Source organism: Streptomyces capitiformicae, assembly GCF_002214185.1.
GTDB lineage: Bacteria > Actinomycetota > Actinomycetes > Streptomycetales > Streptomycetaceae > Streptomyces > Streptomyces capitiformicae.
Genome location: NZ_CP022161.1, coordinates 8,920,644 through 8,934,796, shown reverse-complemented (window position 1 = coordinate 8,934,796; position 14,153 = coordinate 8,920,644). Strand labels below are relative to the sequence as shown.

6 protein-coding genes and 1 pseudogene are annotated in these 14,153 nt (G+C 70.3%); 3 read left to right on the top strand and 4 right to left on the bottom strand.

Going from position 1 to position 14,153, the window contains the following annotated elements:
- Positions 1-22: 22 nt before the first annotated feature.
- The 3 genes from CES90_RS40040 to CES90_RS40030 form a co-directional block, all read right to left on the bottom strand.
- Positions 23-4,945, bottom strand: a complete 4,923-nt coding sequence (locus tag CES90_RS40040; protein ID WP_189787907.1) for a DNA repair ATPase — start codon at positions 4,943-4,945, stop codon at positions 23-25.
- 79 nt (positions 4,946-5,024) lie between these two features.
- Positions 5,025-7,070: a flotillin family protein gene (locus tag CES90_RS40035; protein WP_189787908.1), complete on the bottom strand. Its 2,046-nt coding sequence runs from the start codon at positions 7,068-7,070 to the stop codon at positions 5,025-5,027.
- Positions 7,071-7,186: 116 nt separating this feature from the next.
- Entirely contained in the window at positions 7,187-7,618 is a 432-nt protein-coding gene (locus tag CES90_RS40030) for a hypothetical protein (RefSeq protein ID WP_189787909.1), read from the bottom strand.
- Between the two features lie 340 nt (positions 7,619-7,958).
- On the opposite strand from CES90_RS40030, the pseudogene CES90_RS40025 reads away from it, so the two are divergent.
- Positions 7,959-8,393: pseudogene (locus CES90_RS40025) on the top strand (hypothetical protein); the annotation flags it as partial.
- Between the two features lie 303 nt (positions 8,394-8,696).
- Here the strand turns inward: CES90_RS40025 and CES90_RS40020 are convergent.
- Entirely contained in the window at positions 8,697-9,338 is a 642-nt protein-coding gene (locus tag CES90_RS40020; RefSeq protein WP_189787910.1) for a hypothetical protein, read from the bottom strand.
- A gap of 955 nt (positions 9,339-10,293) precedes the next feature.
- Between CES90_RS40020 and CES90_RS40015 the strand changes: the two genes are divergently transcribed.
- Together CES90_RS40015 and CES90_RS40010 are read left to right on the top strand one after the other, a co-directional pair.
- A complete protein-coding gene (locus CES90_RS40015) occupies positions 10,294-11,808 on the top strand; it encodes a potassium/proton antiporter (protein WP_189787911.1) in 1,515 nt (504 codons plus the stop codon).
- A gap of 377 nt (positions 11,809-12,185) precedes the next feature.
- Positions 12,186-13,247, top strand: a complete 1,062-nt coding sequence (locus CES90_RS40010; RefSeq protein WP_189787912.1) for a PucR family transcriptional regulator — start codon at positions 12,186-12,188, stop codon at positions 13,245-13,247.
- Positions 13,248-14,153 lie beyond the last annotated feature (906 nt).

Sequence of the window (14,153 nt, the reverse complement as noted above, 5' to 3'; positions counted from 1 at the left end):
TATCGCGTATGCCAGTGGCATCTCAGTGGCTCTCGCCGTCGGGTACGGGGTGGGCCGCGTGGCGGGCGTTCGGATTCGCGAGCAGGTCGCGTGGGTCGGCGGCCCGGGAGATGGCCGACTCGACTGCGGCGATCCGGTCGGCCAACAGGCCGAGGGCGGCGACCGCGCGGGCGAGCGTAGCGAGATGGAGGTCCCCCCGGCCGAAGGCTGGGGGATGGTCGTCCTCGGGGCCGCCGAGGGCCTGGGTACGGACGTGCGCCGTGTTCAACTCGGCCCAGCGGGCGGCCTGTCCGGTGGTGAGCGTGCCACGCAGTTCGGCCAGCTTGAGCAGGTTGGACTCGGCGCCGGTGGTGAGGGTCTGGGCCTCGGCCGTGTAGTGGTCGTCGATCAGCGCGGACAGTTCGGTGTCGTTCATGACCGGCTGGATGCGCTGGGCGATCTTGTTCATGTTGCGGTACGAGCCTTGGAGCTGGAAGGGCGGTTCGGTGCGGGTGGTGTCGGACTGGGACGCTGAGGCGATGTAGGCCGCGTTGACCGCCAGGACCGTCTCGCGGGCCGTCAGCAGGTGGCGCAGTACGGCGAGGATGTGCTCCAGCTCGGCGGGGGCGTACGGGTGGGTGAGCCGGTCGGCGCGGGCCGTGGAGTCGTCCTCGGCCAGGCGGATCAGCAGGTCGAGGTCGGTGCGGTCGCGGCCGGCGAGCGGGGCCAGCACCGGGTTCGCGGTGAGGGCGTTCTCGATGAAGCTGAGCGCGAAGGCGTCCTCCTTGCCGGTGAGGACGTCGCCGAGGTTCCAGACGTCGGCGCGGTTGGCGAGCATGTCGGGGACGCGGAAGCGGCTGCCGGACTCGGTGTAGGGGTTGCCGGCCATGCACACGGCGAACCGCTTGCCGCGCAGGTCGTAGGTGCGCGGCTCGCCGTCCCGTACGCCCTCGATGCGGCGGGTGGCGTCGCACAGCGGGATGAACTTCTGCAGCAGTTCGGGCGAGGTGTGCTGGATGTCGTCGAGGTAGAGGAGGGTGTTGCTGCCGGCCTCCAGCGCGAAGTTGATCTTCTCGATCTCCTGGCGGGCCGTGGCATTCGGAGCCTCGGCCGGGTCGAGCGAGGTGACGGCGTGGCCCAGCGCGGGGCCGTTTGCCTTGACCAGGATCAGGCCGAGGCGGTCGGCGACGTACTCCATGAGCGTCGTCTTGCCGTAGCCGGGCGGGGAGATGAGCAGCAGCAGGCCGCCTGTGTCGGTGCGTTTGGCGTCGCCCGTGGTGCCCAGCTGCTTGGCGAGGCTGTCGCCGATCAGCGGCAGGTACACCTCGTCGATCAGCTTGCTGCGCACGAACGCCGACATCACCCGCGGCTGGAACTCGTCCAGGCGGATGCGCGAGCGCTCGGCGGCCACCAACTCGGTACGGCGTCGCTGGTAGGCGCGGTGCGCCGGAACTTCGTGGGTGCGGAACTCTCTGATTCGGGCGAGGAGTTCGTCAATGCGGACGGTGAGTGTACGGCCGCTGATGTGTGGGTGGGTGCCGAGCAGTCCCTCGACGGTCTCGGTCAGCGGCGCGTCGGACTCGTAGCGGGGCAGGTCCGGGCAGAGCTCGGCGGCCACGGCCTCGGCGAGGTCGCCGGGGGTGAAGTCCGCGCTGGTGGAGGAGGCGTACGACGTCAGCCACGCCTCGACCAGTTGCTTGCGGGCGGCCAGGTCGGGGAGCGCGGTGAGGTCGTCGTCGTAGGCCGACGTACCCACCGTACGGCGGAACTTGTCGAGCAGGGTGCGGGCGCCGGTGCTGATGACGAAGCCGTCGGGGCCGGTCGTCAGCTCCTCGAAGAGGTACGTGGCAGCGCCGTCTGCGCCGATCACTTCTGCCAGCTCTCGTTGCAGGTCGGCGATGGCCGGCGCCAGCCCGAAGGTGTCACGAGCGCGGGCGAGTGACACCGCACGCCGGGTCCATGCCTCGCGCTCCCCGGCCGTCGTGCCGTGCACCCAGAACAGCTGGGCGGCGGCGCGGGCGGCGGGCTCGTGGCGGAGCAGGCCGGCGCCTTCGTACAGACGCAGCAGTGCGGTGAGGATCAGGGTCGTGTCGTGGTCGTGGACGCCGCGCTCGTACCCCTCGTCGTATGCCTCCTCGGCCGCGCGCCGGACGAGCGTTGGCAGCTCGGCCTCCGCGAGTACCGCCGGGCCGTGTTCGTCGAGCAGGCGGGCGGCGAGGTGCTCGGCGCGGTAGACCTCCGGGGACTCCGACGGCAGCGGGCGGTCCCAGTACGGCCGGGTGGCGGCGAAGTCGGGGTCCGTGATCGGCGCGCGGTAGTCCGTGCCGGTCAGGGCGAAGGCGAGGGTGTCGCCGTGCGGGACCAGCGTCAGGTCGAGGGGCTGGGTGTTGACGGCGAAGCGGTGGCTGCCGAGGCGGATCGTGCGGCCGTCGTCGGCGTACAGGTCGGTGCGGTCGCGCAGGGCACGCAGGGCCTCCTGGCGTGCGGACTTCAGGCGGCCGTCGAGCTCCTCCGCCCTGACCTGGTCGCCGAGTTCGCGCAGTTCGTCGGCGATCCGGCGGACCTTGGCGGGCATCGGGTCGGAGGTGAAGTACGTGGCGACGGCGTCCACGTCGGCGAGCGTGGCGGCGCGTCGGTTGACCGTCTGCAGGACGCGTGCCGCCGAGTCGGCGAGCCGCTCAGCCCTGCGGGCACGGGCGTCGGCCAGAGTCTGCTTGCGGGCCGAGAACGCCTCGTGGATCTCGTCGCGCTTGTCTGCGAGCTCGCCGAGGAAGTCGTCGAACTCGGCAAACTCCGAGAACTGCGCCTCCAGGTTCTCCACCTGGACCAACGTGCGGGCGAGCTGCTCGTCGCACGCCTCGGGGCTGTCGGCGACCGCGAGCGCGCCTATGACCGCCTGGCCCAGCAGGGCGAACTCGGCGGCGAATTCGGCACGCCCCTCACGGTCGAGGAGCTCGCGGCGGCGGCCGTCGAGGGTCGCGCGGGCCCGGTTGACACCACCGAGGACCTCGGCGATCCGTTCCAGAATGGCGGTGCGGACGGTGGCGTCGCCGATGTCGAGGCCGCCGACGACCTCGGTCACCGTGTTCAGGCCGTCGGCGAGTTCGTCGAGACGGCCGGCGACGGGCGCTGCCTCGGCGACGGTGGCGATCGCGTCGGCGTCGGCGACGAGCCGCTCGATGTCGGCCTGGTGGTCGGCGAAGGCGTCCTCGCGGGACAGGTGGTCGACCGCCCGCCGGCCGAACGCGGCGAGGTCGGACTCGACGTCGGCGGCGAGTTCGTCGATGCGGGCGGTGTCCGCATACCGAATGTCCTTGAGGGTGAGCAGGTGGCCCTGGGCGTGGCGGAGTTCGGTCAGCCCGGTCACCCAGGCAGCGGCGCTGCGGGGCGCCCCGCCGCGCAGGCGTCGTACGACACCGGCGACCTGCGCAGCGGCCTCGGCGAGCGCGTCGGCGGCCTGTCGGGTGAGGGCTTGGACCGTCTCGAACTCGGCCAGCACCTGCTCGGCGGTGGTCCGGACCTGCTTCAACGGGCCGAGCAAATCCCCGAGTTCGTCCTCGCCCAGCCAGTGGTAGGAGTCCGCTGCCCGGACGCAGGAAGCGGCCAATGCCTCGTAGACCTCGGTTGTCGGCGTCGTCTCGGCGACCGCGCGCGTGATGGACAGGCAGTCGGAGATGCCGCGCACGAGGTCGGCGTTGCCGACGCGGGCGAGCGGGCCGGTGCCGACCGGCTGGGCGGCGGCGTGGGTGTCGGAGACGTACGGGGAGTTCCACAGCTGGACGGGGTGCACGCGCTGCGGCTCGTCGCTGTCGGCGCGCAGGACGACAAGCGCGCCGTCGCCGAACAGCGCCCAGCCGTGACAGGACAGCGGGGTGGCCACCTCCTTGCGGATCATGTTGTACGGCAGCAGGAGGCTGCGGCCCTCCACACGCGCGTGGAACGCGAAGAGGACGTCCTCGCCGTTGGGCGAACGGACCACTCGCTCGAACTCCAGGTCACCGGTGTCGGTGCCGTCGAACGTCTTGTACGCCCCGGTGGCCAGGCAGTAGCCGCCGGGGAAGACGATGCCCTGGTCCTCGGGCAGCCTCCGGCAGGCCCAGCCGATGCCGTCAAGACGGACTACTGTCCTGGTGAGCGTGTTGAAGACCAGGTAGCGGTGGACATCCTCCTTGTAAGGGAGGACGTCCAACAGGATCAGGGCGCCCACGCGCGCGTAGGCGATGTCCGCGTCGGCGAGGGACTGCAACGGCTCGTCGACCGGCTCGGCGTAAATGCCCGCGCCCGTCTCGGTGTTGTCCTCGACCTTGACCGTCAGCGTCCCTCCGAGCGTCTCGACGAAGACCTCGCCCTCGATGGAGACGTGCGGGTGGCGGCCGAGAACGTGGTCCTCGCGGGTCGCAGGTGTCCACTCGAAGTCGTGGGAGGGCGGGAAGACATGGTCGCGGTCGCCGCGCGCGTCCAGGAAGGTCGCCCGCCCGTCGTCAGTGAGTGCCCAGCGCAGGACGCGGATGTCGCCCGGCTTCTCGCCGGTCTGGAAGACGGCCAGCAACTTTCCTTCGACGCGGCGGAGTTCGAGGAGGTGGGCCTGGCGGTAGTAGCGGTAGAGGGCGGCGAACTCGCGGACGAAGGCAGGGTCGTCGAGCAGGCCGGGCACGGCGTTGTCGGGCAGCCGGTTCAGGTCGCGGTCATGCAGTGCGAAGACGTCGGCGACCGTTGTCTCGGGCTTGAGGCCGAGGAAGACGTTGTGGCCGAAGAGCAGGACGTCGCCGACGGACACGATGTCGCGGGGCACGCAGTTGTGCTCGGTACGCAGCCGCTCGGTGCCGGCGAGTTCGAGCCGGGTGGAGCCGAACTCCTCGGTGCGGCGGGCGTTGAGCGCCTCGGCGCGCCGGGCGAGCTCGGCGGCCTGCGTGGTGAGGCGGTCGCGCAGCACCTCGTACGTGCCGGTGTCCAGACCGGTGGTCATGGGTCCCTCTCAGGAAGTCGGAGAAAACGCGGTCCGGAGCTGCTGTCCCCTCGTGCGGCAGCTCCGGACCGCGGGTCGGTCAGCCCTTGGCGTTGCCGTTCAGGGCGGTGAGGGAGGTGTCTGCGAGACCCAACTCGCCTGCCTTGTCCAGCAGTTGCTGAAGCTGTCCGGCGTTTGCGCCGCCGGTCTTCATCAGCTTCATCAACAGCGCGGAGACGGTCAGGTCCCGCACGTCGGCCGTGGAGACCGAGCCGAGGACGCGGCTGAGGTCGTCCGTGAAGCTCGCTGTGCCGTCCAGCCAGGGCCCTGCCAGTGCCCGCGCGGTCTCGGAGTGCTGGACGAAGCCGTCGACGCCCTTGCCGAGCGCGATCGAGGAGACGAGGCGGTCGAAGAAGACCGACTCGCCGCCGACGATGTTGATGTCGGCGTTCTCCAGCCCGGTGGCGAGCACGGTGGCCTGTGCCTCGGCGACCTGCCGCTGCACGTCCAGTCCGGCGAGCCGGACTTCCTTCTCCGCCTCCAGCCGCAGCCGGTACTCCTCGTGGCCGCGCGACGCCTCGTCCAGGGCGGCCATCGCGGCGGCCTTTTCGGTCAGGCCCGCTGCCTCCGCCTTCAGCTTCTCGCCGATGCCCTCGGCCTCGGCCAGCGCCTTGGCCCGAGCGCCCTCCGCCTCGGCCCGCATCCGGGCCTCGGCTGCCTCGGCCTCCGCACGCCCGGCCTTCTCGATGACCTCGGCCTCCTTGTCGCGGACCTGGACGGCCGCCAGCCCTTCGGCCGCGGACTCGGCCTGGATGCCCTCGGCGAGCCGCAGCTTGGCCTGGGCGTCGAGGTCGGCGCTCTTCAACCGGGCCTCGGCCAGGGTGAGTTCCTCGGCGGCCCGGTGCACGGCGGCCTGCTCGGCGGCTTCGGCGGCCTTGATGTCCTTGACCAGCTTCTCCTGCGCCTCCGCCTCGGCGGCGATGATCACCGCCTGCCGCTGCCGCTCGGCCTCCTCCACCGCGCGCAGCTTCTTGATGGACTCCTCCTGCTCGGCGACCGTACGGTCCACCGCGACCCGCTCGCGGACGACCTCGGCGATCTCCCGCTTCTCCGCCTCGACCTCCTTCTCCGCGGCGATCTGCGTCAGCTGCGTCTCCCGTTCGCGGGCGATGACTTCGAGGAGACGGTCCTTCTCGATGCGCTCGTTCTCGATGGCGATGACCCGTTCGCGGTTCTTCTGCGCGACGGCGACCTCACGGGCCTGGTTCTCCCGCTGCACGCCGAGCTGCTCCTCGGTCTTCAGGAAGGCGCTCTGAGCCCGCAGCCGCTCCTCCTCCACGACCCGCGCGGTCTCGGCCTCCTCGCGGGCCCGCACGGTCTCGATCTCCCGCCGCTGCTTGATCTCGGCATCCGCCTGCCGGCGCTCCAGCTCCAGGATGGCCTCGCGGGCGTCGACGTTCTGCCGGGTGATCTCCTTCTCCTCGTGGCGCTGGAACTCGTTGGTGCGCACGTGCTCCACGGCCGTCAGCTCGGTGATCTTCCGGATGCCCTGGGCGTCGAGGACATTTGCCGGGTCCAGCTGGGACAGTGGTGTCTGCTCCAGGTAGTCGATCGCCGCGTCCTCCAGGTGGTAGCCGTTGAGGTCGACGCCGATGACCTCGATGATCCGGTACCGCAGCTCCTCACGCTTGGTGTACAGGTCGGTGAAGTCCAGCTGCTTGCCGACCGTCTTCAGCGCCTCGGAGAACTTCGCGTGGAACAGCTCCTGCAACGTGTCCCGGTCACTGGCCCGTGCCGTGCCGACGGCCTGGGCGACCTTGATGACGTCCTCGACGGTCTTGTTGACCTTGACGAAGAACGAGATCCGGATGTCCGCGCGGATGTTGTCCTGGCAGATCAGCCCGTCCCGGCCGGCCCGGGTGATCTCGATGGTCTTCACCGAGATGTCCATCACCTCGGCCTTGTGCAGCACGGGCAGCACGACCTGCCCGGTGAAGGTCACGTCGACCTTGCGCAACTTGGAGACGATCAGTGCCTTGCCCTGCTCCACCTTGCGGAACAGGCGGGAGACTGCGAACAGCACGGCGACCGTGACGAGCAGGACAGCGGCGACGGTCACGCCGATGCCCACAGAGGTGGCATCCATAGGAAATCCTTGAAGTCTGCGAAGAGGCGACGCCTCGACAGCGAGGCGAAGCGGCCCGCTGGGCCGCGGGCAGGGGCGTCAGAAGGGGGCCAGCGGTTGCACCGCGGGCGGTCGGCTCAGCGGCGGGCGCGGCGACTGCCGGGGTCAAACGGAGTGCCGTTCGCCAAGTCCCGTTGGCGCGGCCCAGGTTGGTGGCGGAACAGCTTGGTGACCGGACCCGCGAGAGCATGTGCCACCGCCCAGGCGGCGAGCGTGGACAGCGCGAGCAGCATGACGCGGGCCAGGGCAGCACCGAACCCCGTCACGCCGATCCACTCCATCACGAGCATCCCGGCGAGGCTGACGAGCCAGCCGCTCACCGTGACGACGGAGGCGGCGACGGCGACTGGTGCTCCTCCGAACGCCCTGGCCAGCGCGGGGGCGTCGGCATCGAAGTCGCGTACACCGACCCGTCCCAGCAGGACCGGGAACCAGAAGCAGAGCGCGACGACCAGAGCAGACGTGAAGATGACGGTGGGGAACCGCGCGGCGGCGCCGATGACCTCCAAGATCCCTCACCCCCAAGTCTCGCCGTAGTGTCCGGGCCATCCGCAGCCGTTGCCGGGGCCGGGCACCAGGACACACCCGTGTGTGCGCCAAGGTCATTGTGAACTGGCGCTGCTCCTCACCGCATTGCCGTGTTCCGGCAGTCTTGACGTCTCGTTGATGCCGGACTGCGATACCCGGGGCCGACCGAGCCGGCTGTGACCACTCGGCTCATGCGTCATGATCAGTCCCGGTCACGGCGGTGTGCGCTTTGCTGTCGCTGTGTCGTTGATACCGGCATCGAGGGAGGGAGAAGGGCGGGCCGACTCGTATACGGCGCCGCAGGAGATGGCCGCCGGACACTACCTTGCCGCCCCCGCGTTCGCCGGCGCGATGATGGGCCGCCGGATCCTCGGCGCCATCCCCGTCGAGCGCAGAGTCCTCGTGTTCGCCGCCCTCGACGTGGCGGGCCATCCGCAACTGGAAGGCCGTACGGTCGCCGAGTCGTTCGGCGCTGGCGCGTGGCGCATCCTGGCCATCGACTCCGCCGCCCCGGACGAACGCCTGCCCGACTTCGCGGCCTCACCGTCGGACGACGGTACCGAGCATCCCAGCGGCCTACTCTGGGACCTGCACCCTGGCTACGTCCTACGCCCGCAGGACCGCGTGGTCCTCGCCGCCACCCGCCGGGGCCTCGCCGAACTCCTCGGGACTCACCCGCTCACGTTCTTTACGCAGGCTTGGGTGACCCAAGTCACGCAAAAGTGCCCCTGGGACACAGAGGATCAGGGGTGGTGATGCGATCGTTATCCGGATTTGAGCGTCCGTTGAGGGAACGTAGCCGGACATTGAGTTGACAGGTCAGCGCACAAATGCGTCGACGGTCATGACGCGAAGGGCTCGGTCGTCACGGCACGAGCCCCGGTGTGACACACGCCCAACTCCTGTCGCAGGCCGACGATTTGGGGCCGATTGCGGTGCCAAGGCGTAGTAGGAAGCGCCGGGCCGCGTGGGGCGCGATCGTTCGTCGTGCTGACGGACGGGGGGTACATGGGGACAAATTCGGCAAGGTCCGCAGCCGGGCGCATGGACGGCGCCGCATCACTGCTGAAGGTACCGGCTGCTGCACCGAGGTGCGGCCGGGCGGCGGCCGTCCCCGGCCGGTGCTGCTTCAAGCCGGCCACGGGCGCCGGCCCTTACGGCACGCTGCTCTGCCTCCTCACCGGCGAGCTCCTGATCGGCACGGTGCCAATCGCCCGCCGCTCGCCCCAAAGTGAACAGGCTCACCATGAGACCGGGGCGGCGGGAGAAATGGGCCGCACGGCGGGCTTCTGCCTCCGCCCGCAGCGTTTCAGCCCGATTCAGGGCCTGCTCGGCACCGGGCACCACGGCGCGGCACTCCCGCAACCGCGCAACGGCACGGTCCGCAGCCTGCTCGGCCGCGAGCAAACTGGCCTGCGCGGCGGGTAGGTCGCGCAGCGCGACCGCGGCGGCCTCCCGCTCGTTGCGCAACCGCTCGATGTCGGCGAGCGCCGAGCGGAAGCGTTCCTTGGCCTCGCGCCACACTCCGCTGTGCGGTGTCTTGAGGGAGCCGCGCAGGAGGTGCGCCACACCGCGTTCGCTGTCGATCCAGGCGTCGCGGCCGCGACCGCGATGCCCGCGCGGCGGGGGCGGCGCATCCTGGTCCGTGAGTTTGTACTTGCCGTGCCAGAGCCGGTAGCACGCCCCGTGGCCCAGGCGCACGTGGACAGCACGGGAGAGTCGAGCAGCAGCCGCCCCTCGTCGGTGACCGTCAGGGCGAACAGCGCGCTCTCGCCGTCCATCCGCCCGTCGTGGTCCTCCTCCCTCTCGCCGAAGACCTGCAGCAGGGTGTCGCGGACCGCGCGGAGTGCGTACGCACCGCCGTAGACCACGTGCTGCCACACGAAACCGGTGTCCAGCGGCACCGAGCGCAGTGCGTGTCCCGCCTCCCATGGAAGGGGACTGTCCGCCGTCACCGCGTACACCCGGTCTCGTGCCGAGACGGCCGGAATCTTCTGCGGGCTGAACAACTCAACGGCACGCCAATAGCCCACGATCCGGGACCGCCGGACCCGCTCGTCCGCCATACCCCGCCCAGGCCCCTGAGATCAGTGTCCCGCTGCCTCCGACACCCTACGCAACTGCCCGGAGGTGGAGCGAGACGGATCCATGCCCCGTCTGCGGACAGCTATCGGCTTCACAGCCCAGCCAACGGCCCGGATGCCGCCGCCCACAGCAACCAGTCCTCAGCAGGTTCCGCCCCGCTGCGTCGGGCGGCGCCGCCACACCGCGTTACCGTGACGTGCCTGCTTTGTCCTGATCGTCAGCACTGCCGTCGCGGTCGTGCCCCGTGCAGGACTTGTCGGCGTGGTGCGCATCGAGCGGCTGCCAGAAAGGAGGGGCCCGTGAGTTGCGAAAACCGCGGGAGATCGAGCACGGGTGCCGTGCATGGCACGGGAGAGGAGAGACCTCGGCCCGGTTCGCGCTGGAACAAGCCAGTGCACCTGCGGCCTCTCGCTGCCCGGGGCACAGCCGAGTCATGGCGGCGGTCCTGGTCCCGGCGGAAGCGACCAGGTCCGGGATCCCTCGGCAGCGGGCGCCCCGTTCGTACGCCAGTCGTCCGCCACCACAGCTCAGCGAGGTGCCTGCGGGACAATCTGGACGTGGAGGCGGCCCTGTGACATTGCAGGACCTCTACCTGACCCTGCTCGTCGGCGGCACCGTTCTGCTGGCCAGCATCGCCGCTGCCCGCACCGCCCATCGCGCCGGCCTGCCCAGCCTGCTGCTGTTCCTGGCCGTCGGTGTCATCGTCGGTGAGGACGTGATCGGCCTCCACTTCGACGACGCCCAGCTGGCGCAGGCCCTGGGCACGGCCGCCCTGGCCGTCATCCTCGTCGAGGGCGGTCTGACCTCGGAGTGGGCCGACGTACGGCGCCTGCTGCTGCCGGCCGGCGTGCTGGCCACTGCGGGGGTGGCCGTCTCCGTACTGGTCACCGCGTCCGGCGCGCACTGGTTGCTGGGCATGAACTGGCACTTGTCGCTGCTGCTGGGCGCGATCGTGTCGTCGACCGACGCCGCCGCGGTGTTCGCCGTCCTGAGGTCCCTGCCGTTGCCGCAGAAGGTCGCCGGGTTGCTGGAGGCCGAGTCCGGCTTCAACGACGCGCCGGCCGTCATCCTGGTGTTGGTCCTGAGTACGGCCGACGTGCCCGGTCCGGCACACATCGCCGGGCAGGTCGTCTACGAGCTGGTGGTCGGCGGTGTGCTCGGGCTGGCGATCGGGCGCCTGGGTGCCGCCGCCCTGCGGCATATCGCGCTGCCCGCCACCGGCCTGTACCCGCTGGCCATCGTCGGTTTCGGCATCGTGGCTTTCGCTGCTGCCGGAGCCGCGCACGCCAGCGGCTACCTCGCCGCCTATCTGGCCGGACTCGTCCTGGGCAACGCCCAGTTGCCGCACCGTGCCGCCACCCGTTCCTTCGCCGAAGGCGTGGGCTGGCTCGCCCAGATCGGCCTGTTCGTCATGCTCGGCCTGCTGGTGGACCCCAGCGAACTGCCCGCCGCGATCGGCCCGGCCGTAGCCGTCGGCCTGGTCCTGCTGCTGGTCGCCCGGCCCCTGTCCGTTCTGGCCTGCCTGCTGCCCTTCCGCGTCCCCTGGCGCGAGCAGGGCTTCATCTCCTGGGCGGGACTACGCGGTGCCGTGCCGATCGTGCTGGCCACCTTTCCCATCGTCGAAGGTCTCAGCGGCGCCCGGGACCTGCTGAACATCGTGTTCGTACTGGTCGTCATCTTCACCGTCGTCCAAGGCCCCAGCCTGCCCGTCGCCGCCCGGTTGCTGCGCCTGACCAGGCCGGGCGCTCTGCGCGAGATCCAGGTGGAGACCGCCCCGCTGGACGTGCTGGACGCCGACCTGCTCACCGTGAGCATTCCCGCCGGATCACGCCTGCACGGCGTCGCCATCTTCGAACTGCGGCTGCCGCCGCCGACCGTGGTCACCCTCATCGTCCGTGATGGCGCCACCACCGTCCCCGGTCACGACACCGCGCTGCGTGCGGGCGACGAACTCCTCCTGATCACCACCCCCAAGGTGCGGCAGGCCGCCGAACGCCGGCTGCGCGCAGTCGGCCGACGCGGCAAGCTCGCCCGCTGGCTCGGTGAGCACGGCGACCCAGAGATCAGCCAACAGACGGGCTCCTGACGACCGGGAACACCAAGGAGAACGCCCGGAACCCGGCAACCAAAGCAGCAGCCAGAATCCGGCGACCACGACGAGCGCGACGGTGAGCGCGACTGAGGGAAGTCGACGGCGGCGTCGGCGATCTCCAGGACCTGCCTCACTCGATCCGTCGGCGGCCAGGGAGGACTGGCGCCGGATTTCCGTGGTCCGGCACCGGGCTCGCCACTGCTCCTGTCAAGAGCTCCTTGGCAACGAAACCGCCCATTCTGGATTGCCCGACACCGGCAATCTTGCTGCGCTCTTCATGCCGGGCTCTCTCACCGGCCCGGGGGTCTGACACTCTTGTCCGGCGTGCGTGAGGAACACGCCGGCAATGCGTCAAGAACAGAGGAGGCCGGGTGACCGGGCGTGAGGTACCCGACGAGTATCTGGAGGGATATGCCCAGATACTGGCCGAGGCGTGCGTGACAGGCCGCCGTCTCACGCGGGACGAGCTGGAGTCCCTGCGCACCCGGGGAGAGCGCGCCGCCGAAGCCGGCCTCGGGCTGCGGGCCCTCGTCCGCCGGCATCTGTCCGTGACCCGGGAGAGCTGGCCCACCCTCTCCGTCACGGAAACCGATCGCGTGCTAGCCGTCGTCGAGCAGGCGATCGACGCCTTCGCCGAAGGCCATGAACGGGCGCAGCGGCTCGCCGTACGGCAGGAGGAAGGCGTACGGCGAGAGTTCATCGACGACCTGCTCTACGGCCGTAGCGACCTCGGGCGCCTGGCGGAGCGGGCCGAACGCTTCGGGCTGCTCCTCTCCCGGGCCCATGCGGTCGCCGTCGCCCAGGGCAGCAAGCCGGTGGAGGACATGCATCCGGCGACCCGGCAGGTGGAGAGCGCTGTGATCAGCAGATTCGGTGAGCGGCGCATCCTGCTCACCACCAAGGACGGGCGGCTGGTCTGTATCGCCCCCGGAGAACAGGACGAGGTCCTGGCATTCTTCGCCAAACAGGCGCACGCCGCCACCGATGGAGGCCAGGTCGCCATCGGACGCCCCCACCCGGGCGCCGGGGGAGTCGTCCACTCGTACGAAGAGGCCCTCAACGCCCTCGATCTGGCCGACCGGCTGCACATCGAAGAGCCGGTGCTGCGTGCCGCCGACCTCCTCGTCTACCCGGTACTGACCCGCGACCGGCAGGCCATGGCCGACCTCGTGCGCAATACGCTGGGCCCCCTGCAGTCCGCGCGCGGCGGCGCCCGGCCGCTCGTCGACACACTCACCGCGTACTTCGACTCGGGGTGCGTCGCGGCCGAGGCGGCCCGCCGCCTGAGCCTGAGCGTGCGCGCCTTCACCTACCGCCTGGAGCGCATCCACAAGCTCACCGGCGCCAACCCGGCCGACTCCGTCCACCGTTACACCCTGCAGACCGCGGTGATCGGCGCCCGGCTCCTGGGGTGGCCGGACAACGACGTGTGACCTGGTGGCCTGCATTGCGTCGAGCGCTTTCACGGAGGGACTCCGACCGGATTCCACCATGAGCTGATCACCCTCCCCGCGGACGGAGTCACCCAGATTGCCTCCCGTGCTGGAGCTGAGCGCCATCCAGAGGGCGCCCGCGGCTGTGGTCGCCGCGCATAGGGCGAGGGCGGTGTCGGTGTAGGGGGAGCGTGTCCAGTGGGTTTGGGTGTGGAGGTCGGGAGTTGGTGGGTGGGGGGCATGGGGCCAGGTGGTTATGGTGTGGGCCGCTTCCTCGCTGGTGCCCTTGATGCGGTCGACGAGTGAGCCGCCGAACGCGAACGACGGGATGCGCTTGTCGTCGTGGAGGTGAAGCTCCAGGGTGCCGTGGTCGTCCACCTCGGCTCGGGCGAGGGCGGGCCGTGGGATGGTGTGGGCGCGCAGGGGGTTGATGACGACCAGTGTGGCCTCGTGCAGGACGACCTTGCAGGTGGCGATTCGGCCCAGGACTGCTGCCAGGGCCAGGTAGACGGGGATTCCCTGCCAGCCCATTCGGAAGCCGTTCACCGAGGTGACCTTCCAGACGGCCGCCCGCATTCCGATGCCGAGAACTGCTATGTCGTGCTCCACCGGTAGCCGGGGCGAGGGGCGAGCAGGCAATGAACGAGCTCGCGTCCCAGTCCCTGTCGTTGCCAGGCCTCGCAGACCCAGATCTCCAGGATCCGCCCTGTACGGCACGTCGGGCAGGCACGGAAACGCAGGCACGGAAACGCAGGCACGGAAACGCAGGCGCCCAATGACGCGACCATCATCGTTGAGCAGGACGATCTCAGTTGGTGCCCTCACAGCGGCGGCAGGCTCGTTCGACCGCGCAGACGGACCCACCCGGATCACCTCTCCCAGAGTGAGGCACGCGCAGGCGCGACC

Bases quoted from the DNA above. Each gene is read 5' to 3' on its own strand.
- CES90_RS40040 (WP_189787907.1), bottom strand. From the start codon at position 4,945: ATGACCACCGGTCTGGACACCGGCACGTACGAGGTGCTGCGCGACCGC.
- CES90_RS40035 (WP_189787908.1), bottom strand. From the start codon at position 7,070: ATGGATGCCACCTCTGTGGGCATCGGCGTGACCGTCGCCGCTGTCCTG.